The 23,056-nt window shown below is 34.5% G+C and carries 23 protein-coding genes and 3 tRNA genes; 18 read left to right on the top strand and 8 right to left on the bottom strand.

Annotated features, from left to right (window positions below; all coding sequences use genetic code 11):
• The first annotated feature begins 31 nt into the window (after positions 1–31).
• Positions 32–115, top strand: a tRNA-Leu gene (locus IPN41_00205).
• A gap of 120 nt (positions 116–235) precedes the next feature.
• Positions 236–312 (top strand) — tRNA-Val (locus IPN41_00200).
• A gap of 184 nt (positions 313–496) precedes the next feature.
• On the opposite strand, the gene IPN41_00195 is transcribed toward IPN41_00200, so the two are convergent.
• The 3 genes from IPN41_00195 to IPN41_00185 all read right to left on the bottom strand — a co-directional run bounded on the left by IPN41_00195 (position 497) and on the right by IPN41_00185 (position 4,581).
• On the bottom strand, positions 497–1,519 hold the full coding sequence (locus tag IPN41_00195) for an amidinotransferase (GenBank protein ID QQS60399.1): 1,023 nt from the start codon (positions 1,517–1,519) through the stop codon (positions 497–499).
• 63 nt (positions 1,520–1,582) lie between these two features.
• The gene (locus IPN41_00190; protein QQS60398.1) at positions 1,583–1,954 is read right to left on the bottom strand and encodes a hypothetical protein; all 372 of its coding nucleotides are present in this window, start codon (positions 1,952–1,954) and stop codon (positions 1,583–1,585) included.
• A gap of 113 nt (positions 1,955–2,067) precedes the next feature.
• Positions 2,068–4,581 (bottom strand): carbohydrate binding domain-containing protein, encoded by a 2,514-nt coding sequence (locus tag IPN41_00185; GenBank protein QQS60397.1) that lies wholly within the window; start codon positions 4,579–4,581, stop codon positions 2,068–2,070.
• Between the two features lie 308 nt (positions 4,582–4,889).
• Between IPN41_00185 and IPN41_00180 the strand changes: the two genes are divergently transcribed.
• The 3 genes from IPN41_00180 to IPN41_00170 all read left to right on the top strand — a co-directional run bounded on the left by IPN41_00180 (position 4,890) and on the right by IPN41_00170 (position 8,474).
• Positions 4,890–6,458: a hypothetical protein gene (locus IPN41_00180; GenBank protein QQS60396.1), complete on the top strand. Its 1,569-nt coding sequence runs from the start codon at positions 4,890–4,892 to the stop codon at positions 6,456–6,458.
• A gap of 158 nt (positions 6,459–6,616) precedes the next feature.
• Positions 6,617–7,042, top strand: a complete 426-nt coding sequence (gene tsaE / locus IPN41_00175) for a tRNA (adenosine(37)-N6)-threonylcarbamoyltransferase complex ATPase subunit type 1 TsaE (protein ID QQS60395.1) — start codon at positions 6,617–6,619, stop codon at positions 7,040–7,042.
• Between the two features lie 16 nt (positions 7,043–7,058).
• The gene (locus IPN41_00170) at positions 7,059–8,474 is read left to right on the top strand and encodes a phosphotransferase (protein QQS60394.1); all 1,416 of its coding nucleotides are present in this window, start codon (positions 7,059–7,061) and stop codon (positions 8,472–8,474) included.
• Here the strand turns inward: IPN41_00170 and IPN41_00165 are convergent.
• From IPN41_00165 to rpmF, 5 genes are all read right to left on the bottom strand, one after another.
• Complete coding sequence (locus tag IPN41_00165) at positions 8,465–8,923, bottom strand: signal peptidase II (protein ID QQS60393.1); 459 nt, start codon at positions 8,921–8,923, stop codon at positions 8,465–8,467. The two genes, IPN41_00170 and IPN41_00165, sit on opposite strands and share 10 nt — an antisense overlap.
• 2 nt (positions 8,924–8,925) lie before the next feature.
• Positions 8,926–9,285 carry a TraR/DksA family transcriptional regulator gene (locus tag IPN41_00160; GenBank protein ID QQS60392.1) on the bottom strand — a complete coding sequence of 120 codons (360 nt, stop codon included), beginning with the start codon at positions 9,283–9,285 and terminating at the stop codon, positions 8,926–8,928.
• Between the two features lie 63 nt (positions 9,286–9,348).
• Positions 9,349–10,047, bottom strand: a complete 699-nt coding sequence (rnc, locus tag IPN41_00155; GenBank protein ID QQS60391.1) for a ribonuclease III — start codon at positions 10,045–10,047, stop codon at positions 9,349–9,351.
• 82 nt (positions 10,048–10,129) lie between these two features.
• Positions 10,130–10,630 (bottom strand): transcription antitermination factor NusB, encoded by a 501-nt coding sequence (gene nusB, locus IPN41_00150; GenBank protein QQS60390.1) that lies wholly within the window; start codon positions 10,628–10,630, stop codon positions 10,130–10,132.
• 149 nt (positions 10,631–10,779) lie between these two features.
• Positions 10,780–10,968, bottom strand: coding sequence for a 50S ribosomal protein L32 (rpmF, locus tag IPN41_00145; GenBank protein QQS60389.1), 189 nt, complete (start codon positions 10,966–10,968; stop codon positions 10,780–10,782).
• Between the two features lie 175 nt (positions 10,969–11,143).
• On the opposite strand from rpmF, the gene IPN41_00140 reads away from it, so the two are divergent.
• The 13 genes from IPN41_00140 to groL all read left to right on the top strand — a co-directional run bounded on the left by IPN41_00140 (position 11,144) and on the right by groL (position 23,018).
• Positions 11,144–12,343: a glycoside hydrolase family 1 protein gene (locus tag IPN41_00140; GenBank protein QQS60388.1), complete on the top strand. Its 1,200-nt coding sequence runs from the start codon at positions 11,144–11,146 to the stop codon at positions 12,341–12,343.
• A gap of 35 nt (positions 12,344–12,378) precedes the next feature.
• Positions 12,379–13,353, top strand: a complete 975-nt coding sequence (locus IPN41_00135) for an EamA family transporter (protein ID QQS60387.1) — start codon at positions 12,379–12,381, stop codon at positions 13,351–13,353.
• Between the two features lie 185 nt (positions 13,354–13,538).
• On the top strand, positions 13,539–14,948 hold the full coding sequence (locus IPN41_00130) for an O-antigen ligase family protein (protein QQS60386.1): 1,410 nt from the start codon (positions 13,539–13,541) through the stop codon (positions 14,946–14,948).
• A gap of 125 nt (positions 14,949–15,073) precedes the next feature.
• Positions 15,074–15,856 (top strand): rRNA pseudouridine synthase, encoded by a 783-nt coding sequence (locus tag IPN41_00125; GenBank protein QQS60385.1) that lies wholly within the window; start codon positions 15,074–15,076, stop codon positions 15,854–15,856.
• A 74-nt stretch (positions 15,857–15,930) separates the two neighbouring features.
• Positions 15,931–16,018 (top strand) — tRNA-Ser (locus tag IPN41_00120).
• A 90-nt stretch (positions 16,019–16,108) separates the two neighbouring features.
• Positions 16,109–17,023, top strand: a complete 915-nt coding sequence (locus tag IPN41_00115) for an aminoglycoside phosphotransferase family protein (protein QQS60384.1) — start codon at positions 16,109–16,111, stop codon at positions 17,021–17,023.
• 51 nt (positions 17,024–17,074) lie between these two features.
• Entirely contained in the window at positions 17,075–17,641 is a 567-nt protein-coding gene (locus IPN41_00110; GenBank protein QQS60383.1) for a M48 family metallopeptidase, read from the top strand.
• A 9-nt stretch (positions 17,642–17,650) separates the two neighbouring features.
• Complete coding sequence (locus tag IPN41_00105; protein QQS60382.1) at positions 17,651–18,538, top strand: hypothetical protein; 888 nt, start codon at positions 17,651–17,653, stop codon at positions 18,536–18,538.
• A gap of 32 nt (positions 18,539–18,570) precedes the next feature.
• Complete coding sequence (locus IPN41_00100; GenBank protein QQS60381.1) at positions 18,571–19,221, top strand: nitroreductase family protein; 651 nt, start codon at positions 18,571–18,573, stop codon at positions 19,219–19,221.
• Positions 19,222–19,370: 149 nt separating this feature from the next.
• Entirely contained in the window at positions 19,371–19,745 is a 375-nt protein-coding gene (locus IPN41_00095) for a hypothetical protein (protein ID QQS60380.1), read from the top strand.
• A gap of 279 nt (positions 19,746–20,024) precedes the next feature.
• Entirely contained in the window at positions 20,025–20,822 is a 798-nt protein-coding gene (gene lgt / locus IPN41_00090; protein QQS60379.1) for a prolipoprotein diacylglyceryl transferase, read from the top strand.
• A gap of 138 nt (positions 20,823–20,960) precedes the next feature.
• Positions 20,961–21,251, top strand: coding sequence for a co-chaperone GroES (locus IPN41_00085; protein ID QQS60378.1), 291 nt, complete (start codon positions 20,961–20,963; stop codon positions 21,249–21,251).
• Between the two features lie 117 nt (positions 21,252–21,368).
• Positions 21,369–23,018: a chaperonin GroEL gene (gene groL / locus IPN41_00080; GenBank protein QQS60377.1), complete on the top strand. Its 1,650-nt coding sequence runs from the start codon at positions 21,369–21,371 to the stop codon at positions 23,016–23,018.
• Positions 23,019–23,056: the final 38 nt, after the last annotated feature.

Genomic DNA, 23,056 nt, shown 5'->3' with positions numbered 1-23,056 from the left:
TCCCTCAAGGTTTGATGTTAAAAAGAAATAGGCGGATATGGTGGAACTGGTAGACACGCAAGCTTGAGGGGCTTGTGGGGGTTTCCTCGTGAGGGTTCGAGTCCCTCTATCCGCACTACGTAGTTTAAAAGTTCTAAGGTTCTTAAGGTTATAAAGTAGAAAGCCGAAAGGTTTATGAAGTTTTTGTTTTAAATAAACCTAACATTATAACTTTATTAACTTTCAACTAAATTAAGGGCGTATAGCTCAGCTGGTTAGAGCACCTCGTTTACACCGAGGGGGTCCAGGGTTCGAATCCTTGTGCGCCCACCAATACTAAAAAATAGATGAAAGTCTATTTTTTGTTTTTAATTGATAAGGAATACTTGCACAGGATTTTCTTGGCAATAGAATAGTATACAAATTATTTTGGTTATTTATTTATAAAAATTGAGTAAAAAAAAGGCTACCCCATTAAAAGCTGTCTAGGGGTAGCACTTTGGATAAATCTACTTTTTTAAAAAATTTCGGCAATCATGCATCGTGCCCCTCCTCCCCCAATTGTTTCAATTGTGGGAATAATTGGACACAAAATATGATGATTTAATTCAAAGAGTTTGCCGATCTGTTCATCAGAAAGAGATTTCATTGCCGTTTCTGATAAAACTAATACATATTCACCTGAGAGATTTCTTAGTTGAATAATATTTCCGGCAAACTTTCTTACTTGTTCTTTGTTGATAAAAATTACTTCCCTTCCTGTTTGAAGACACTTAGACATTCGGTCCCTTTGTATTTTATTTGGGATCACTTCAGGGCAGAATACAGCAAAGTTTTCACCAATGGATAGTATCACATTGGTGTGATAAATACTTTCGCCGTTATCTGAAGTATTGAAAATCATCGGAACAAAACCCAGCTCTTCACAAAGAGCTAGTACTAGCTTTTCATCTGTTCTCTCTGAAAGAGATGCATAGGCACGTTTGAATTTTTTATCAAAAACAATACTTCCCGTGCCTTCTAAAAACTTTTTCTTTTTGCACCACTCTTGAAGGTCTAGCTTTTCATACCCATAATTTTCAATTAGAGATGTAATTATGTCCTCTCTTACTTCAGATCTTCTATTTTCTGCTAGCATTGGATAAATAACCAACACTGCTCTGTTGTTGCCTCTATGAGTTGAAAACCAGTTGTTTGGGAATAAGGCGTCTGGTTTAACCGGATCTATAGTATCATCTTCTACTAAAACTTTAATACCCACACCTTCAAGACGTTTGTAAAAATCATTGAATTCACGTAATGCCAATTTTTGAATTTTTTCAGAAGAAGGTCCGTTGCCAGTATTTTGAAACTGGTTAGTAGCAGCTGTTTGTGTGTTAAACCCAAAGCGGGCCGGGCGAATCATGAGAATTGTGTCAGTAGTCTGGTTACCCATTTTATTAGCTTGGCTACTCATTTGCGTAGTCCTAAGAATTGTGTCGGTACTTGGATGTTCTCCAAGTGTTGTCACATGAATTGTAACTGTTTCTTGATGGCTCATTTGTGTTGTCCTTTCATTTTATTTTTAGGAATTTTGATTTGGTATTTTTTAGAATTTTTTTGTCTATCTGCAGTTTTGGCAATAATTATCGTTATCATAGGTCTTGATAAATATACTTTCGCATTCAGTACACATGCCATAGTTGGTGCCTGTATCAAAATCATTGTAATAATTTTCATCAGAGGGAGTTTGAGTTTTTATAACCCCATTTTTACAGGCCTTATCTATGAGTTTAAGTACCTGATCCTTACTTCTCTTGCCAAAAAGTCTATCCCAAGAAAAAGACATATCTTCATCTGTTAACATTATTATAGGAATATCAGAATTACTAAGTAGTTTATAAATTTCGTCCAAAGGAAGATCTTTGAAAATTTCAAATAGATCAGAATTTCGTGGTTTTTTTAGTAAAACTTCGACTATTTCTTCATCTTTCATTATTTCCTCCTTGATTTTTTAAAAAGCCATTTTCTGAAACTTACCAATAAATAAAGCAAAAGTCAATCTCAATCGAAAACAATAGAACCCTGCTTGAGGCAGGGTTCTATATGTTATTGTTTTGCAACAATTACTGGGTTATTCCTAATTTGTTCTTTTTCAACAACAGCAATAATAAAAGTGTTGGTTCTATAGTGGGTGGTTGCCCACACATCTCCAACTTTAACTCCACCTCGTGGACCAAAGTTTTTTCCGCTAATATACAAGACACCCATAACTTTTTGTACGGAGTTTACAAATTGTACTCGTCGTTCAATTCTAGAAATCATTGCTGGGCCAACACTTACTTCATTACTTACATCTTCATTAACAGTTACTTTAATAAATCCATAGTGATACGTATCTAAAATTTGAATTTTAATTTCTTGACCTTCGCTGGTATTAGTAATGCCAAGCATTTTTACCTTCGGATTAACTTCAGTATGGTCAATATACATGTAGGTAATTTTATTATTTTTTATTACCGAGGAAAATCCGTGTCCTTTAATAGTTAAAATTTTTGTTTCAAGGTCAAAATCTGCAGTATCAATATATGGCTTAGTTGAGGCTTTATACGTTTCGTCATTAAGCCAACTTCCATATTGAATTTTAACAGTTGAACTATTATTGGATACAGACTTTGGAACAAAAGCTGTAATAATAACCGCATCATTTTCAGTTCGGACAGCAGATGGTTTTACAGAAACAATTTCATTTTTGTCAGAAATATAATGGATTGTAGTTTGGGATAGATTTGTGCCAACTCCTTGTGTCCAAATTTGTAGGTCAGTTCCTGGAAAAGGGGCTAAAGGAAGTGTAGAAACTATAATAGGAATTATTTCTAAAGAAATTGAGTTAGATTTTTTCCCATTTATTTCTACGTTTACTGTTCCACTAACTGCAAGATGTGGGACAGTAACATCAACCCAATTTCCATTGGGGTCAATGCCGGTTGTCCAGACAGGTATAATAACAGCCCCATTTATAGTTTGAATTTCAATATTTGCTGGTCCAGATGTTTTAAACCCTTTTCCATTAATACGTATTTTCTCACCTGGTTTCGCTGCTGAAATTGTAGTACTAGTTTGAGAAACAGTTCTTTTCTTTTTTGTAGAGATTGAGTTTATTACAGGACGAGCAGTTAAATTTAATGCATCGGCTTGGTTTGATTCTATTAAGCCAGCCTTTACAGTAATTTTTAGTTTATTCATTGTAACTGGTGTTGCTACTTCAATAATTTCATAATTATTAACTGTATCAATAATTTTTACTGATGCATTTTTCTTAAAAATAATTTTTCCATTATCATCGTAAAAATTTACAACTGGACTTTTTGAAATTCCTTTGCCCTTAATACTAATTTTGTCCCCTACTTGTTCATAGCCAGGCTTGCTCCAGGCGACTGAATAAATTGAAGGCTTAATATTATATTTAAGACTTGTTGATTTATTTTCAACTCCAACGCCTGCTATGTTTGTAAAATATGTTTTCACACGTAGGTTGCCACTTGCAACACCAATAGGAAGTTTAATTACTACTTGTGATAATTGTGAGTCAATAGTATGTGGCTTTAACCATAAATCATAGGTATTTCCATTAAGACCAACTGCAGTAACTAGAACAAAGGTTTGGTCATTATTTGGATTAAATCCTGAACCATATATGGTTAAATCTTCATCAACCATAACGGGATTTGGTGCGAAGTCAGTAACTTTTACTAAAACATTATAATTAAATGTTCCAACTTCAGTGTTATAAATAAATATCTTTCCTATTCCAGCGAAGGTTTGAGCAAACATATCAAAAGTAACCGTGTTGTTCGCAACTGCAGTTGGAGTAAATTTTTTTCTTTCAATTGTATTAGTTTGTTCATTAAAATATGGGAGTTCAATTCTTACATCATTTGTAGTTAATGAACCGCCATTGGTTATTCGAAGGGTTTTATTTGTTTGACCAATAAATCCAGAAACTGTTTGTGAGGTGCTAACAACGACATTATTTTCAGATAAATCAAGTCCATCAAGGTTTAAAATAACATTTTCACCTAGATCACCAAAAGCAAAGGATAAAGCACCAGCACCAGTGTAAGTAGGTGTTAAAATGACTTGATATTGATTCCAATTTGAATCAATATTAAATTCAACTGGAATTGTTACGCTTTGATAGTTTTGGGCATTAACAAAATAAACTGATATATTCGAAGGATTTTGTGCTTTGGCGTAGAAAGAAAAAGAATAGTTTTTTCCAGAAGTCAGTGCAATTGGGTTTTGATTATTAGTAATAATTCCATAGTCAAATCGATCTTGTGGCATCCCAGATCCCTGAATTGCAGCTGAATAAGATCCATAACCAACTGGGACCTCATAACTACGGGTCATTGTGAAATTTCGTCTTGTATTAGAATTTCCGTTCCAAACATCCCAATAGGTATCGACCTCAGTTTCAAAGCTTGGGTTTTTAATAAGGTTATTTCCGGCTGCTAAAGCAGTATTAGAAAACTCTAACATCGGCATAATATTTAACGAGACCATTGTGAAAGCAAAGGTTAAAAACCAATGGAATACGTTGTTTTTCATTAAGTTTTTCATAATATTGATATATTTGTAGATAATAAGTAAATGTTATTTAAAATTAACTCTATATAATATCACCTATATTAATTTTTGTCAAGTGACTCGCATTGATAAAGTATTTTTTTACAAAGAATCAGAAAAATATACTGAAATTACTGTTAAAATAAGCAAAAAATAGTAGGAATATGAAAAAAGTAGTTTAAAAAAGGCTAAAACATTGACTTTTTGCTAAAAGTGTGCTAATATAAAGGTATTAATGAGCCATTTGGCTTAACATATGCCTATTTCTGAAAAAATAGGTAAAAAAATAAAAACAAAAAAATATGAACCGTTTAAATAAATTTTTTGAGCGTTTAGGCGTGGCTTTTTTGGTCTTACTTTGTGTATTTTCTTCTTGGATTTTTATAACACAGAGTTGGGGTGACCTTGGAGAAGGAGGAGATGGTCCGAGACCAGGAATTGTATATTATTTTACCAATTCAGTTGATAGTTCTCCGCTTGAGATAGGAAATTATTCCTATGACGATAAACAGGCTGAACCGGCCCAAGAACTTCCTGATTTATCCATTGATCAGTTAATAGTTATGGATGGAGCCACCTATGATGGAAATGCTACTTTTAATTCAGAGGGCTATAATAGTGGGACTGTAACTGGTGATGCAGTCTTTGTCGGCGATTTATCTGAGAATCTTGGAGTAGTTGATGGAACAATAACAAGACGTTATATAGCCTCATTAACAACCAGTAGAGATTTTACCCAAAATGGTCCTTGGATTGTTGAAGCTGCCGATGGGGCGGAGGTTGATATCACTGGAGCTACATATGATAATAGTGTTTATTTTATACGAACAAATGGTGGTTCATTTGTTTCAGACTTTTCAATTACTTCAGCCATTGCAAATGAGAGAACAGTGACTTTAACTTTTAATGAAACTTTAAATAGTAATTCTGTTCCATCAGTAAACAACTTTAATGTGAAAGTTGATGGAGAGGAACCACCTATTCAAAATATAGCTATTTCTGGCATGACTCTAGTTATAACTATGGAGAGTAGAATACCTAATGGTGCTGCATCAAGTGTAAGTTATGTCCTTGGTGAAAATGTATTATCTAATTCTCAAGGAATAAATGTTGTTCCTTTTGATAGTTATATTGTGACAGTGGAAACCCAGCCTTCTTTGGGAACAGGACGTTATTCTACAAAGCAAGTTGTTCCGGAAGTTTCATCTCCGTTAACATTCCTGGATTACCCCGATACTAAAGACGGTGATGTGGTTGAAAAAGAATATACTGCTGAGAAAAATGGTAGTGGTGAATCATTTTCATCAAATGTAGTAACTCAAGAAGTTGTATCTACTGAATCATCCCCTGTGATTTTAATAAATGAAGAATTAAAAACTGAGGAGATTATAATTAATCAATCACCCGTAGAACCAGATAAGAATTTGGTTGAGGAAGTTGTTGAAACTAAAGTTGATCAAGAAGTTATAACCCCCGGTCCTACAGCAGAAAAATTAAAGAGTAAATTATTATTAGCTGTTGAAGATAGAGGGAAGGTTTGGTATGTTTCACCAAATGATGCTGTTCGATATGAAGTAAATACAAATAATTCTTTGAACCTTTTTCGAAAAGTATCTTTAGGAATTACCAATAATGATTTGGCTAAAATTCCTGAGTCTAATTCTTCTGCTCCAATAACTCCGATTGCTCAAAGATTAATTGGTAGATTTTTACTACAAGTTGAAAATAGAGGACAAACTTGGTTTGTTGACCAGCTTGGTTATAAACATAAAGTAACAAGTGAAAATATACTAGAAGTTACCAGTAAAGAAGTTTTAGGGATAGATAACGAAAAATTGGAAGAAATTCCACTTGCAGAAAATGCTCAATAATAATTGTGTTGTATAAAACTATAGTAACCCCCAAAAGGGGTTACTATGTTGTAAAGTGAAAAGTAATAAAGCTTGTTAATGTCAAGGCATTGATTTTCTAAAGGCAATCACATATAGTTGAGTTAGTTTCTAAAATATTATGATAGTATAGAACTCCTATGAAAGTAATTTCTCATTCAGAAAAAGCCACGCAGAAAATTGCTTTTGATTTTGCAAAGAAATTAAAGGGTGGGGAGACAATTGGTTTAATTGGTGATTTAGGGGCTGGGAAAACCGCCTTTGTTAAAGGCTTGGCTAAAGGCTTGGGGATCAAAAAAGCTATAACTAGTCCAACCTTTGTGGTGATGAAAGTATATCCTGTTAAGCATACAACCATAAAACATTTAGTTCATGTTGATGCCTATCGTGTGAGAACTGCAACGTCATTGACAGCCATTGGTCTTGAGGATTATATTAAGTCTAATGACAGTGTGGTAGTTATTGAATGGGCGAATTTGGCGAAGGGTTTTTTGCCGAAAAAGAAAATATTGATTTTTTTTAAACATATAACTAGTGCTCAAAGAGAGATTATATTTAATTCTTAATAATAATTTAATACTTATGTCATTTGAATATTCTGACCATCTACCATTTTTAAAAAAGAAAAAAATTTTAGAAGGCGAACAGGATAATCAACATTCGAAATATTTCAATGAAAATAATCTAGAATCTAAAGAATTTGAAAGACATTTAGAAGATTTATTAATTCATTATAAAAGAATTAACGAAGGTGCAGAAGGTATCATTGGTTTAATTGATTTAAATGAATATGACTCAGAAGATTTAAAGAATTTCTTTGGTGAAGAAGTTTTGGATGAAATAGGTGTTGATAAACGTTTGGCTGTTAAAATGCTTAAAGTATATATTGATGGTCGACGAGCAGTAGAAGAAGGTAATCTTCAGAAAAATGCCAGAGAGGCTTTACTCCAGGCTGGAATAACTGATGTCTCAATCCCCAAAGTATATTACAATAATGAATTAGAAATAACTTCACCAACATTGCGTGCGGAACTTGAAAGTGATGAGGTATATCTAAAAGACAATAAAGTAGGAATAATACTAATGGATTTAATCCCGGGTCAGGATTTATCTGATTTTCTCTTAAAAGAAACAATTAAGCGTCACCCTGATTTAAAGGAATATCGAGATCAGGATGTATTGGATTCCATGGACTATAAAAATTTAGAGAGCATAGTGGCGATAGGTTTAGGTCAACAACAAATTTCTGATCAAGAAGATGCATATATTCAGAGACAAAAAGAAAAACAAAATGACAAGTTACTAATAAATTTTTTGGGTAAAACTGACTTTATTTTAAATCCAGAAATTTTAAATCGACTTGAAAAAGCTTTACCAGTCTTACATAAAGCCGGAATTTATCATAGAGATTTACATAAGCGAAATCTTATGTTTAGTAACACCACTGATGGGAATTTAGATCAGGTATATATTATTGATTTTGGAAAATCTATTGAAACTAAAAGTACCTCAAGAGATGATATATATATAGAAGATGACATTATTTATAAAGAAGATGAATATTTATTAAGAATCTATAAATCTTTAACAAGACCGCGCAGTGATCAAGAAAAGGAAGCGTATTTTTTAACGTTGGCCAGACCTTTATTGGCAATACAGCAAAATGAAAAGTTAAAAAAAAGTTATGTTAGTTTTTTTATTAAGTCTCAAAAAAAATTAGAAAGTATTAAAGAGGGTAGAGATTATCAGCAAGTAATAAAAAAAATTGACAGAATGATTCAGGATTTTTCAAATTCCGTAATTAGTGAAACAGCCTCACAAGAAAATTTTAATTTACAGTTAGCTTTATGGAATGAACTGGCTACACAAGATCCAGATTCTATTCGATACATAATTGACTCTTTAAAAGAAGTCCAAAAAAGAAATAGCAATCGTTCACCATATTTTTATAATCAAGTGGCTCATCTTATTTCTTACTTGGAAGAAAATCAAAAATAATTATTTTTTACATTTTGATGGAGTAGATACATCACCCCTCCACAAATCATCATATCGGCAACATTAAATACCGTGAAATATCTTAGGTCAATATAGTCTATTACATATCCGTAGAGTAGACGATCATAAAGATTACTCATTGCTCCAGCAAGAATAAACATTAAGCCAGTTGCCTCGTATAGGTGCTGGTTTTTTAGTGTATAGAAAAAATATACTAGTAATATAATTAAAATTGGAACGATAAAAAATAATGGATTTATAATAGTATTAAGTGAAAAAGCAATGAACTGGTTTTTAAAAAATCCTAGGTGTAAAAAATTAAAAATTTCTTGAGGGTTTTCTTGCCAATAAATCTGAGCTAATGATTTTAGAAACCTATCAGTAATAACAAGAAACACGGCGCTGATCAAGGCCGTGTTTCTTATTCTATTGCGCAAGAGCGCTATCATATTTAATTTTGTTGAAGCTTGGTTTTGCAGCTGACACAAGAAGATGAAAACGGACGAATCAATAAACGTTTTTCTTCAATTTCATTTCCACAATATTTACAAATACCATAACTACCATCTTCAATACTTTTTAGAGCTGAATCAATATCAGCTTTAGTTTTCTCTAGAACTTTATCTGCTTCAAGGTTGGTTGTATACTGCTCAACCTCCTGTGCGTTTTCATCACTTTCAGTTCCATAGTCAGGAATATCCGGTCCACGATGTAAATTAACACCTTGGCCAATGCCAGACATTTCTTCAACTAATTGTTTTTGTTGTTGCAGTAGATCTGCTTTAATCTTTTCAAGAATTTCAGGGTTCATATAATTATTTTCTTATAATATCCAGTGTATATAGATTATCCTATTTAAGGTAATAAATCAAGGCTATTTCCAGCCCTTATTTGTTAAGCCTTGGGTAGCGGCATCAACTTGAGCTTCTTGTTTAGAAGAGCCTCTTCCAATGGCAATCATGGTTTCTCCAAGGTATAAGCCAACTTCAAAGATTTTATTATGGTCAGGACCGGTCTCGGAAATAACTTTGTAATGTGGCGTAATATTTTCAACTTCCTGTGCTTTTTCTTGAAAGCGTGATTTTGGATCAAGGTATAAATGATTTTCTAAAATGTGTTCAAAGTGTGACAAGATAAAAGAATGAATAAATACTTTTGCGGGTTCAAGACCTCCGTCAAGATAAATTGAGCCAATCAAAGCTTCCATAGCATTGGCTAAAATATAATGTCGAGCTTTAGAGTTTGAATCTTTTTCTTCACCGCGTGACAGATATAAATTTTCTTCAATGGAAAGTTCTTGAGCAATTTGTGCCAGCATTTTGGCATTGACTAAACTAGCACGCCAATCAGTTAGCTCACCTTCTGGAGTGTCAGGATAGGTGTGGTATAAATGTTCAGTTACTATAATTTCTAAAACAGCGTCACCTAAAAATTCAAGTCGTTCATTGTGTCCCAAAATAAATTCTGGATGTTCGTTTATATAGGAACGATGAACCATGGCTTGTTTGAGCAAGTCAGGATTCTTAAAAGTATAATTAATAGTAGCTTGTAGTTTGCTGAATTCTTTTATCACAAAATCGATGATTTTGTAATGTTTAATTTTATAACAATTCTAAAAAGAAATTATGTAAAAATTAAAAATTATAAAATGTTAATTAATTAGTTGTTTCTAGAACTGACTCTTTTGGTTTTTCTTCTTCAGTCTCCTTTTCTTTTTTTGCTCCTTCTTTATCAACGGCTTTGGCAGGCATTTCTTTCATGATTGCACCAAGCACACCGTTCACAAACTTGCCTGATGAATCACCACCAAAAGCTTTGGCAATTTCAATAGCTTCGTTAATGGCAACTTTCGCAGGAATATTTGGATCAAAAACTAATTCATAAATACCAAGACGTAAAACATTTCGATCAACAATTGTGATTTGGTCTAGTGGCCACTCAGTTGCATACTTAACAATGTAGGCATTAATTTCTTCCAGGTGTTTGATAACTCCTTTGACCAAGCCTTCAACAAAACCATGATCATCAAAGTTTGGCGCAAACTGCTCAAAATTTTGTTGAATGATTTCTGAGATGTCAGAATTTTGTCGTTCATTAAAATCCCAAGCAAACAAAGTTTGCATAGCGATCGTTCGTGAAAGGTGGCGGTTGGCCATAGAGATTAATTAATGAGTTATAAAGTTATAATGTAATAAAGTTATAATGTAAAAAGTTGGATAGTCTAATACTTTATAACCTTATAACTTTATGAACTTTAGTTCCGCGCCGAGTTTATTCCGGACTTGAACCGGGACGAGGACAAGCTCTACTTCTTTTTAGCGATTTTAACTTTAACTGCTTCTCCAGTTTTATAGTAACCACAGTTTGCACACGCACGATGTGGCATAACTGCTTTCTTGCATTTTGGGCAGCTGATTAAAGTTTTTGGTTTTAGCGCATGGTGTGAGCGACGATTATTGGTCGCGCTCTTGGTGCGCTTTTTCATTTGAACCATATTGTAGTATAGGTAGTTGCTAGTAGTTAGTTGTGAGGTGATGCTCGTAATCAACTGGCAACCAACAACTATCAGCTTTTAATTATTTAGAATATCTTATTTATAGCCTAATTTATCTGTTTTAGTCAAGATATCACTGATAAAAAGCCTGCAGTTCGTGATATACTATGAATATATGAAAAATAATATTGAAAATTTTCCAAAAGGGTTTCTATGGGGGGCGGCCACATCCGCATATCAGATAGAAGGAGGTCTAACTAATGACTGGTCTGAATGGGAGAAATCACCCTCTAGAATTGCTGAATTAGAGGCTTTAGGGCATGACCCACGCGAGTATCAATCTGGCCTCGCATCCAACTCCTGGGACCATTTTGAGGCTGATATTAGCTGTTTAAAGCAGATTAAGGCTTCTGCCTATCGGTTTTCTATAGAATGGTCTCGGGTAGAGCCAGAAGAGGGTAAATTTGATGATGAGGCTATAGCAAAATACCGTCATTTTATACAACGATTAAAAGAAGAAGGCATTGAGCCCTTTGTGACGTTGTGGCATTGGACTAACCCACTTTGGTTACGTGATAAGGGTAACTGGGAAAACAAACAAGCTGTGGAATGTTTTCGTCGATATACAGCAAAAATGGTTCAGTCATTACCTGAAGTAACGTTTTGGATGACTTTGAATGAGCCAAATATTTTTGTAGGTAAAAGCTATATTGAAGGAACATTTCCGCCACAGAAAAAAAATCCTTTGTTATATCTACGAGTATATCGACATTTAATTAAAGCGCATCAAGTTAGTTATCAAACAATCAAGTCATATAATAAAAATGCTCAGGTTGGGGTTGTAACTGATAATATCTTTTTTGATGCAAAGGATATCTTAAGTAAATTTTCAGCTATGGTTATTCGATGGTGGTGGAATCGATCATTTTTAAATAAGGTAAAAAATAATTTAGATTTTATTGGTTTAAATTTTTATTTTCACCATTTATTAAAAAATGGTTTTCCGCGACCAGGCGACAATGAAAGAGTATCTGATATGGGTTGGGAATTATATCCTTGGGGTATTAAACCAGTGATACAAGAATTAAGTCGTTATCAGAAACCAATTTATATTACAGAAAATGGTTTGGCTGATGAACATGATATAAATCGAGCTTGGTATATTACAGAAGTAATAAAATCAATTAAGGAAGCAATTGCTGAAGGCGCCGATGTTCGAGGGTATATGCATTGGTCATTACTTGATAATTTTGAGTGGGCACTTGGCTTTACAAAAAAGTTTGGATTGTTTTCAGTTGATAGAAATACCTGGCAACGAACAGCGAGGCCAAGTGCAGCAGTGTATGCTGAGATTGTAAAAAATAATATAAATTAAAATTAAATTTCAAAAAAGTTTTTGAATATATTTAAATGTACATACTTGTTGCTATTTTTTCTTATCTTTTGAATGCTGGAGTCTATATCTCTGACAAATTTTTGTTATCAAAAAAGGTTCACTCTTCAATTGTCTATGCATTCTATGTAGGTATTTGGAGTCTTGGTAATTTTGTTTTGTTATTTTTTGATCCTTGGGTTCCTGACTGGTGGCAACTTGCGTTTGATGTTGCAGCAGGTTTATTATTTTTGTTTACATTGGTTTTTTGGTATAAAGCCTTGCACCAAAGTGAAGCGACGCGAGTTGTGCCAATTGTTGGAGCCTTGACACCAATCTTTTCATTTTTGCTCTCAATGATTTTTTTGGAAACAAAATTATTTGCTCAAGAAATAATTGCCTTTATCTTATTAATTGCCGGTGGAGTTTTAATTTCAGTAAAACGAACGCGTGTCTATTTACTTGGAGAAACTAGGGAGAGAATAAAAAATATTAGTGGCAATGTTTTTGGAAAATATCATGCCGGACTTCGTCCAACCTCACGATTGCTTATAAACTCTGTAATCTCAGCTGCTTGTTTTGCAGCTTATTTTGTCTTTATTAAATATATTTATTCCCATACTCACCAACCGTTTATTGGGGCATTTGTCTGGTCACGTCTTGGAAGCTTTATTGGGGTTTTAATTATTCTAGCAGTCCCAGCTTGGCGACAAATGATTAGATCTTCAGAACAAAAACAAAAGCGAACCAAAAAACAATTAGCCTTTTTCTTGGGAGTTCGCTTTGCGGCGGCTATTGCCTTTATTTTATTAAATTGGGCCATTTCATTGGGCAATGTATCAATGATTAATGCCTTACAAGGAACTCAGTATGTCTTTTTGTTGTTTATTGTGATAATACTAGCGAGAAAATACCCACGCTTTATTAATGAAGAGATTGGTCGTGGAGTAATATTACAAAAGACAATTGGCGTGATACTTGTTGGAATTGGATTATATTTATTGGTGGCGTAGGCACTATGTAGCTTGGCTACTTTTATATGTCATCTTCCGAATCTCCGAAGGCGATATTGGGAGATCTAAGTAATAGTGTAATTCATGAGGTCCCCGCCTACGCGGGGATGACACATGGAATCGGGGATGACATATGGAATCGGGGATGACATAAGTAAAGACGTGGAATGACAATGTAAAAATTTATGACATACATACTATTATTAATTTTAGCTGTTGGCTTTGCCGGACTAGCTTGGAAAAAATTAGAAACAGCTGTTCAGTTGTTGGTGTTGTTGTTGCCTCTCTATTTATTACGCTTCACTTTTGTTGTTCCAATGACTTTTCTGGAAGTGATGATTTTGATTGTGTTTGTAGTTTGGTTTTTGAAGAATCGTTTTGAGTTGGTGTCACATTGGAAGGGATTATTTAAAGGTAAGTTGCCTGCTGAAAAAAATAGGTATCCATTTCAATGGGCAATTATAGCCTGGTTAATTATTTCATTTATTGCCGTTGGTGTTGCTGGCTTTAGTAATGCTGCTTTTGGAATTTGGCGAGCATATTTTTTTGAACCACTATTATTATTTATAGTTATTATCAATACACACCAAACAAGAGAAAAAATTATTTGTTTACTTGGTTCATTTAGTTTGTCTACGGTTGCTGTTTCTGTTTTCGCAATCTATCAATATATAACCGGTCACTATATACCTAATGATTTTTGGGCAAGCTCAGTCAACCGTCGTGCGACTTCGTTTTTCCCTTTTCCAAATGCAGTTGGCTTATATCTTGCACCAATTATAATGTTGCTTGTCGGAAATTTGGGGCGACTTTGGAAAAGTGGTGCAAAATTTATTACCAATGAATGGCAGTATCTGGCAACTATTTTTGGAATTATGTTGGGACTTGGTGCAGTGGCAGCTGCGCGGTCAGAAGGTGCGATATTTGCATTAGCAATTGGTTTTGTTTTGTTTGGGTTGTTTAGTCAGAAAAAAATTCGGGTACTAACTCTTGGTTTAATTATTGCTGGTGGTTTGATGATTACTTTTATACAACCACTACAACACTACATTGTTGATCGCGTGTTGCTGCGAAATTTTTCTGGTCAAGTTCGCCAAGCTCAATGGAAAGAAACCTGGCAGATGTTATCTGATGGAAGATTATTATCTGGAGCTGGGCTGGCTAGTTATCAGTCCGCCATCAAGCCATATCATCAAGAAGGTATTTTTGTGAAAGATTATCGTGATCCTGATTATCAAAGGAAAGTAGTTTTTAATGAAGAGTTTCGTAATTCAGTTTGGCAACCTCTGGAAATATATTTATATCCTCATAATGTTGTTTTAAATTTTTGGACAGAACTAGGGTTGATTGGTGTACTAGTGTTTCTTTGGATTAGCATTACTTTTTTGTATTATGGAGTTCGAGCCTATAGATATACCAAAAAACAGAATGATCCTTTTATGTATGTGGTGCTTGGGTTAACCTTGTCATTGGTGGTTATCTTGATTCATGGTATGGTTGATGTGCCTTATTTTAAAAATGATTTAGCAGCTATGTTTTGGGTGATGATGGGGATGATGGGGGTTGTGTCTTTGAATAAAGAGTCCTCTAAATAGTGTCATCCCTGTCTCGGGTCAAGTCCGGGATAAACTCCGGCAGGGATCTGGGTAAATTTATATCTTATATCATTCACAAGATCCCCGACCAAGTCGGGGATGACAGAGGAGGTAGTTAATTATTTATGACAAAAATAGTATTACAAAAATTTCTATCAGGAGCAGGAGTCGCTTCTCGCCGACAGGCTGAAGCCTTGATTAAAGGTGGCAATGTAAAAATAAACGGTAAGATGGCTAAGCTTGGTGACCGTGTTGATGATAATGATGACGTCAGAATTCGTGGTCAAAAAATAAATTTGATTAATAATTTTGTTTATATTAAGCTCAACAAACCAGAAGATTATGTTTCCACCAATCGCTCATTCAAAGGTGAAAAAAATGTTTTGGAATTAGTTCGCTATTCAACGCCGTTAACGATTGTTGGACGACTTGATAAAGATAGTGAAGGCTTGTTATTTTTAACCAACGATGGTGAGTTGGCAAATAAATTAACGCATCCAAAATTTGGTGTTGAAAAAGTGTATGTCGTAACGCTCGGACATGATATTGGTAAAGATAAAAAAGAAGAAAAAACTAAAGTGGCTGAGATTCAAGAAAAGTTTAGAAACGGAATTGAAATTGGGATGGGAGATGGTGTTGTGAAAGCTGAGCGTGTAAAACATTTAAAGGGTAGATCGTTTGAAGTTGTATTACGACAAGGAAAAAAAAGACAGATTAGACGGATGTTTAGACGTTTAGGTTTTCATGTTGCTCGTTTAGTTCGAGTGAGAATTGGAAATGTGACGATTGGGAGATTACGTAAAGGACAATGGGAGCATATAAAGAAAGCTGAGGTTGAGAAGTTGAAATCTTTAACTGCCGTCATTCCGCCTTCACTGTCATTCCCGCGCAGGCGGGAATCTAAGTGAAATATAGTATTGTTTTCGCTAAGGTAACGGCATAGTGATTACCCTCCTTCGCCAAGGCTACGGGTGGTTAATTTGGAGAGGTGGCTGAGTGGTTGAAAGCACCGGTTTCGAAAACCGACATATCGCAAGGTATCGCGAGTTCGAATCTCGCCCTCTCCGCCAATGAAATACTGAAGTAGTGCTCTAGTTTTATTAGCTGGAGTTTTTTATACAATGTTAATATTATTTTTAGAAAAATTGATAGTGTAATTTATGTCTGTTGTAAAAGCAAAAATTGAACAAGAGAAAGTAGTCTTATATCTCAAAAAGAACTTTGATGATTTAATTGATCATGTAGAGTTTATTGTTGGTGGCGAGAGTTCACAAGCATTCAGTTTTCATACTAGTAATGGCGATTATATTATTCGTGTAAATATGTGGTCTACGAGTGGTTTTGAAAAGGACGCTTACGCATATAATCATTTCAAAACCGAGAATATTCCAATCCCAGAAATTATAGAGATTGGAAAGATTGATGAGAAATTTAATTTTGCTATTTCAAAAAAAGTAAAAGGAAAAACTATTAACAAGCTTAGTGACGAAGAATATCATAAAACATTTTCCAATCTTTTAAGTATTCTTGACTCCATCCACTGCACTGATATTAATAATTCATCTGGATATGGAAGATGGAGTAACGATGGGATAGCCCCTTATAGTTCCTGGAAAGAGTTTATTTTTTCAGTACAGAAATGGGTTCAAAATAATGATGTTTTTACTAGCTCCTTTCTCGAGAAAGATGTTTGGGGGATTATTTTTCAAAAAATGGAAAAGCTCGCAGAATTTTGTCCTGAAGAGCGATATCTTGTACATGGAGATTATGGAAGCAATAATGTTACAGCTGAAAATGGAAGAGTGACTGGTGTATTTGATTGGGCTGATTCACTTTATGGAGATTTTGTTTATGATATTGCCTGGATGACGTTCTGGCTAAAAGATAAAGAAAAACAACAGAGTCTTGAAAAATATTATGAACAGAGAAATATAAAAAATTTTGCTGAGCGGTTGCTTTGCTATAAACTTCGAATTGCCCTTGGTTCAATGAGCTTCTATTCATTTTCAAAACAGAAAGAAAAATACGATTTAGTTAAAGAACGGACATTAAGATTGCTTGGGTCAATACAATAAGTAGGTATATAACTAGAAAGTAGATATAATATTATAAAAAAATAATCCCCCATGCCTTCCATCACCCTCCTCAACCGTACAATCCCCTACACTCTCAAAATCAACCCTCGTTCAAAACGTGTTCGTCTGGCTGTGTATCCTGATGCTTCATTTATTGTCTCTGCACCTCGTTTTGTTTCATCAAGAACAATTGAAAAGTTTATTGTTTCCAAAGCTCAATGGATTCTTGAAAGGATTGATTATTTTACCACTTTCGGCTATTCTCATAAGGTAAAAGACTCAAAAGCTGAATACCTGCAATATAAAGAACAAGCGAGAAAACTAGCTCATGAACGAATTGAACATTATAATGTAATCTATCGATTCAAAGTCAATTCAATTTCAATTCGTAATCAAAAAACTCGCTGGGGTAGTTGTTCAAGAAAAGGTAATTTAAATTTTAATTATAAAATTGCCCTTATCCCACAAGAACTATCAGATTATATTATTGTGCATGAACTATGCCACCTTGGACAATTTAATCACTCGGATAAATTTTGGAAACTAGTTGCCCAGACAATTCCTCATCATCTAGCACTTCGCAAAGAATTAAAAAAGAATCATATACGCTATACTTAAGTTGAAGATATGCAAAACTACCTCATCATCCTTTTCTATAAATTCATCACTATAGAAAACCCAGAACAATTTCGCACCGAGCATCGAGCACTCTGTGAGTCTTTAGATTTGCGCGGACGAATGCTCATTGCTACAGAGGGAATTAATGCAACCTTTGAAGGTACTGAAGAAAATATAAAAAAATATGAAGCAGCTCTTCATGCCATGCCAGATTTTAAAGATCTAGTAATTAAAGAAAGCCAAGGTACTGGCCAAGCTTTTACGAAGTTAAAAATAAAAGTTCGTAAAGAAATTGTAACACTTGGGGCCGGTGATTTTGATATTGCCAAGGAAACAGCCCCAGAGATTACTGCAGCTGAGCTTGAAGAAATGTATGTCAAAGATGAAGACTTTGTGGTGCTTGATTTACGAAATGACTTTGAAGTTCTAGTCGGTCAATTTGAGAAAACCTATGATCCTAAGCTAAGAAATTTTCGTGACTTAACAGAGCTCTTGCCAAAGCTCGAAGATTTAAAAAACAAGAAGGTAGTGGCAGTTTGTACTGGTGGTATTCGTTGCGAAAAGGCAACCTGTCTTTTAAAGCGTCATAATTTTTCTAATCTCTATCAACTCAAAGACGGTATTCATACCTATATGCAACAATACCCGACCTCTCATTTTAAGGGTTCGTTATTTGTCTTTGATAATCGGATGACTACTCCGGTGGTTGAAGGTGTTGATCGAGAAATTATTAGTAAATGTAGTTACTGCCAAATTCCAACTGAACAATTTTATAGTGATGACAGTGTCCGACCATCTGTAAAGATTATTTGTTGTGATGATTGTTTTCTATTACATCAAGATCGATTGCGTAGTTGTAATCCATTGGTTTTACAAAATGAAAAGACGTTGAATTAAGTATAGTTACAAGTTTGTATAAATATTTAAATATGAAACTTTCTACAAAAGATATAATCTCCGCCATGAATTGGCGTTATGCAGTTAAACGATTTAATCCAAAAAAGAAATTAACTGCTACTGATCTTGAGGCGCTCTTAGAAATTGCTAGACTATCGCCCTCATCTCTCGGTTTAATGCCATATAAAATTGTGGTAATTTCGAATAATAAAAAAGTTCGTCAAAAAATTTATGATACGGCATGTAATCAACCGAAAATAATCGAAGCACCCTATCTTTTGGTTTTTTGCACATACCGAAAATTTACAACTACTTTTGTCGATTCGTTTATTGATTTATTCGCCAAAGAACGAAAACTATCAAACGAACAGGTTGCTAATTTGCGTAAAGCTCGTCGAGCGTTTATTACTGAAACAAGTCATAAAGAATTAGATGAATGGGCTGGCGATCAGGCATTTATTGATCTTGGTGTTTTAATTGCATCGGCAGCTTTGCTACGAATTGACGCGGCACCGATTGGTGGTTTTAAGTCAGAAGTTTTGGACAAAGTTTTAAATTTAAAGAAATATAATCTTCGTTCAAGAGTTGTTTGCGCTCTCGGCTATCGTTCAGACCAAGACTCTGAGGCTAAAGAGAAAAAAGTTCGTTTTTCCAAGTCAGATTTTGTTATTAGACTTAAATAAAGACTAATATTAGCCTTATATACAGCAGGTTAGTTGACTTTATTTGGTTTATGTGATATAATACTATTATAAGTAAAGGTCAATTTTTTTGGCTTTTATTTTAAAATTTTAAAAATTTGAAAACAAATCTAAACTAAAAGGAGAATATTTTGAAAAAAATTGATGTAGCAATAATAATAGGTTTTATCCTGTTTCTGCTAAGCCTCCTAATTTTTGGAGGATGTACACGGCCAGCTAATGATCCTTGTGGCTTGGCAGAAGTTGAGAGTTTTGAAATCTTCAATAAAACTCCCAATGAGGATACGGACACACTTGTCCAGAATAATATAAAAGTTCTTGGACCAAAGGCATTTATAAAATACAATCGTAAGTTAACCACTCTTGATTGTATAAGTGCTTCATTATATAAGAAGAAGCATCCTGATGATGCACTTCTTATTACTGAAGTTCAATCAACGGGAACAAGAACGGTTTTTGTATTTACAAATAAACCGCCTGATCCCGCCTTTTTCCAGTTAGAATAGTTGCCAAAATCCTCCTGATATGGCAAAACCTCCCATCGAGCATCAAGCAACACGGGAGGTTTTTTATTTTCTATTATTCACGAGATCCCCGATCAAGTCGGGGATGACAGAGACAGGTTGGAAATGACATTTATGTTATAAAATTAAGACTGGGTCCCCGTCTTCGCGGGGATGACAGAGAAGACGAGGGATGGCAGAATACAATTGGAAAGAAAAAATATAAATCTTTATAACATTATAGCCTTATGAACTTTTAACATTTTGTCCTATACTTACTCTATGAACTTCCTGCATACTTTCTCACCAAGCCCAATTGCTATTAGCATTGGACCACTAAGTATTTATTGGTATGGCATTGTTTTAGCTTTGGCAATGAGTTGTGCTTTGGCACTGGCTGTGAAAATTGGCAAACATAAAAACATTTCCAGTGAAACAATATTTGATCTAGCAATTTGGTTAATTATTGGAGGATTGATTGGTGCGCGAATATATGAGATAGGATTAAATTTTTCATATTATATCAACGCACCCATAGAAATATTTCAACTTTGGAATGGAGGGTTGGCGATTCATGGTGGATTAATTGGTGGTGTTATTGCCCTCATTATATTTATTAAAAAAAAGAAACTAGATTTTTGGAAATTAGCTGCTGTTCTTACTCCTGCCGTCGCGCTTGGTCAGGCGATTGGCAGATGGGGTAATTGGTTTAATCAAGAATTGTTTGGTGTGCCAACAAGTAAACCCTGGGGTATTCCGATTGAGGCATTATATCGTCCCGAAGGGTACTATAAGTATTTATATTTTCATCCAACTTTTTTATATGAATCAATTGGCAGTTTGGTGATCTGTATTTTTTTATTAATTTTATTGAGAAGCCGTATAAAATACCAGATTATTGTTGGTAGTTATTTTATCTTATATGGCATACTACGATTTGCTTTAGAGTTTATAAAAATAGACCCCACTCCCTTAATTTTTAATATACGCTGGCCTCAGATCATGAGTATTATTTTAGTTATTATTGGTGTAAGTCTTATTGTCTCACCTCGTTTTTCAGTGCCTCAAAAAGACTCTTGACAGAGAGCCTCTCATAACCTAAAATAGGGATACTTAGCAGTCTAGTAAGTAGAGTGCTAATTTAGAAATTTAACCTTTTTATTCATTAACAGTTCCTTGTTTATGACTATAAACAGCTAAGCAGGGATGATAAACAATATGACATTACGACCACTCTCAGATTATTTAATTGTTAAACCTTTTAGTGATGAAGCAGTTACTAAATCAGGAATTGTCTTGCCGGATACGATTGATAAAGAAAAATCAGAAAAAGGTGAAGTTATTTCGGCTGGCCCAGGTAAGCGTTTGGATAATGGACAAGTAGCTCCGATGGAAGTTAAAGTTGGAGACAAGGTTATGTTTAAAAAATACTCACCGGACGAGATTAAAGTTGAAGGAGTTGAATATTTAGTTATTCGTGAATCTGATGTGATGCTCATAGTTGAGTAAAAAATTTAAGTAGAAAGTTTGTAAAGTTATAATGTAATAAAGTAAATTTTAACCTTATTTTATTAATACGAAAACATTATAACTTTAAATCATTATTAACTTTATAACTATAACATTATGGCCAAACAAATTATTTTTAATGAAGAAGCACGATCAGCTTTAAAGCGTGGCGTTGATCAACTTGCTAATGCAGTTAAAGTTACACTTGGACCAAAAGGACGAAATGTTGTTTTGGACAAAGGCTTTGGTGCCCCGACAATTACTAAAGATGGAGTCAGTGTTGCTAAAGAAATTGAATTGGAAGATAAGTTTGAAAATATTGGCGCGGAGATGATTAAAGAAGTTGCTTCAAAAACAAATGACTCAGCTGGCGACGGAACAACCACTGCTACAATTCTTGCCCAAGCCATGATTACCGAAGGTTTGAAATTGGTGTCTTCAGGAATTAGCCCAATTGAAATTCGCCAAGGTATTGAAAAGAAAGTTGCGGAGATTGTGGATCACTTAAAAAAGAATTCTAAGCAAATAACTACTAAAGAAGAAATTGCTCAAGTTGGTGCGATTAGTGCTAACGACAAAGAGATTGGAATGATTATTGCCGAAGCCATGGAATCTGTTGGTAAAGAAGGTGTGATTACTATTGAAGAGGGCCAGTCTTTTGGTGTTGAAAAAGAAGTGGTTGAAGGTATGCAGTTTGATAAGGGTTATGTCTCTCATTATATGGTTACCAATACTGAAGCCATGAAAGCAGAAATGACTGATCCATATATATTATTAACAGATAAAAAAATTAGTTCCATTCAGGAAGTATTGCCGTTACTTGAAAAAATTGCCCAGTCAGGCCGCAAAGATATTGTTATAATTGCTGATGAAATTGAAGGTGAAGCTTTAACTACTTTTGTTTTAAATAAACTACGAGGAACCTTTAATGTCCTTGGTATTAAAGCCCCAGGCTTTGGTGATCGTCGTAAAGCTATGCTTGAAGATATTGCAGTGTTGACTGGTGGAAAAGTTATTTCTGAAGAAGTTGGTTTGAAGTTAGAAAATACTGAAATCACTGATCTCGGTCAGGCTCGTAAAGTAACTGCTACTAAAGAGAATACAACTATTGTTGATGGAGCAGGAACCAAAGAAGCGATAGCAGCCCGTGTGGAGCAGATTAGAAAAGAAGTTGAATTAAGTGATTCAGATTATGATAAGACGGATTTACAAAAACGTTTGGCACGACTATCAGGCGGTGTGGCAGTGATTAAAGTTGGTGCTGCCACCGAAGCTGAAATGAAAGAAAAAAAGGATCGCATTGAAGATGCTTTGAATGCTACTCGAGCCGCAACCTTGGAAGGCGTTGTTCCAGGTGGAGGTTTAGCCTTGGCTTTGGCCGGTAATGTCTTTAAAGAATTGTCAGGTGATGACAAGGAAGGGATTGGTGCACAAATTGTAGATGTTGCAATTTTAGAACCTATTAAGCAAATTGCAGCTAATGCTGGAAAAGATGGATCACTAGTTTTGTATAATATTATGCAAGAACAAAAAAATGGTAAAAGTAATTATGGCTATAATGCAGCTACAGACACTTTTGAAGATTTAGTTGAAGCTGGAATTATTGATCCTACAAAAGTTGTTCGTTCAGCTTTGGAAAATGCTGCTTCAGCTGCGATTATGTTCTTAACCACAGAAGCGGTCATTACTGACAAACCAGAAGCAAAAGATAATCATAGCCATGGTGGTGGTATGGGTGGTATGAATCCTGGTATGATGGGGATGTAACACAAAGGGTCGTTTTCATCTTGAACAACTTAGGATAA

The organism is Candidatus Falkowbacteria bacterium, assembly GCA_016699775.1.
Lineage (GTDB): Bacteria > Patescibacteriota > Patescibacteriia > Patescibacteriales > Patescibacteriaceae > Patescibacterium > Patescibacterium danicum.
The sequence above is the reverse complement of the archived record's forward strand: the minus strand, read 5'-3'. Positions and strand labels throughout refer to the sequence as shown.

Coding starts and splice junctions, on each gene's coding strand:
- IPN41_00105 (QQS60382.1), top strand. CDS start 17,651: ATGCAAAACTACCTCATCATCCTTTTCTATAAATTCATCACTATAGAA.
- IPN41_00195 (QQS60399.1), bottom strand. CDS start 1,519: ATGAGCCATCAAGAAACAGTTACAATTCATGTGACAACACTTGGAGAA.
- IPN41_00160 (QQS60392.1), bottom strand. CDS start 9,285: ATGAACCCTGAAATTCTTGAAAAGATTAAAGCAGATCTACTGCAACAA.
- IPN41_00190 (QQS60398.1), bottom strand. CDS start 1,954: ATGAAAGATGAAGAAATAGTCGAAGTTTTACTAAAAAAACCACGAAAT.
- rpmF (QQS60389.1), bottom strand. CDS start 10,968: ATGGTTCAAATGAAAAAGCGCACCAAGAGCGCGACCAATAATCGTCGC.
- IPN41_00130 (QQS60386.1), top strand. CDS start 13,539: ATGACATACATACTATTATTAATTTTAGCTGTTGGCTTTGCCGGACTA.
- IPN41_00140 (QQS60388.1), top strand. CDS start 11,144: ATGAAAAATAATATTGAAAATTTTCCAAAAGGGTTTCTATGGGGGGCG.
- nusB (QQS60390.1), bottom strand. CDS start 10,630: ATGGCCAACCGCCACCTTTCACGAACGATCGCTATGCAAACTTTGTTT.
- IPN41_00110 (QQS60383.1), top strand. CDS start 17,075: ATGCCTTCCATCACCCTCCTCAACCGTACAATCCCCTACACTCTCAAA.
- IPN41_00185 (QQS60397.1), bottom strand. CDS start 4,581: ATGAAAAACTTAATGAAAAACAACGTATTCCATTGGTTTTTAACCTTT.
- IPN41_00085 (QQS60378.1), top strand. CDS start 20,961: ATGACATTACGACCACTCTCAGATTATTTAATTGTTAAACCTTTTAGT.
- IPN41_00170 (QQS60394.1), top strand. CDS start 7,059: ATGTCATTTGAATATTCTGACCATCTACCATTTTTAAAAAAGAAAAAA.
- IPN41_00165 (QQS60393.1), bottom strand. CDS start 8,923: ATGATAGCGCTCTTGCGCAATAGAATAAGAAACACGGCCTTGATCAGC.
- lgt (QQS60379.1), top strand. CDS start 20,025: ATGAACTTCCTGCATACTTTCTCACCAAGCCCAATTGCTATTAGCATT.
- IPN41_00115 (QQS60384.1), top strand. CDS start 16,109: ATGTCTGTTGTAAAAGCAAAAATTGAACAAGAGAAAGTAGTCTTATAT.
- IPN41_00180 (QQS60396.1), top strand. CDS start 4,890: ATGAACCGTTTAAATAAATTTTTTGAGCGTTTAGGCGTGGCTTTTTTG.
- groL (QQS60377.1), top strand. CDS start 21,369: ATGGCCAAACAAATTATTTTTAATGAAGAAGCACGATCAGCTTTAAAG.
- IPN41_00135 (QQS60387.1), top strand. CDS start 12,379: ATGTACATACTTGTTGCTATTTTTTCTTATCTTTTGAATGCTGGAGTC.
- tsaE (QQS60395.1), top strand. CDS start 6,617: ATGAAAGTAATTTCTCATTCAGAAAAAGCCACGCAGAAAATTGCTTTT.
- IPN41_00100 (QQS60381.1), top strand. CDS start 18,571: ATGAAACTTTCTACAAAAGATATAATCTCCGCCATGAATTGGCGTTAT.
- IPN41_00125 (QQS60385.1), top strand. CDS start 15,074: ATGACAAAAATAGTATTACAAAAATTTCTATCAGGAGCAGGAGTCGCT.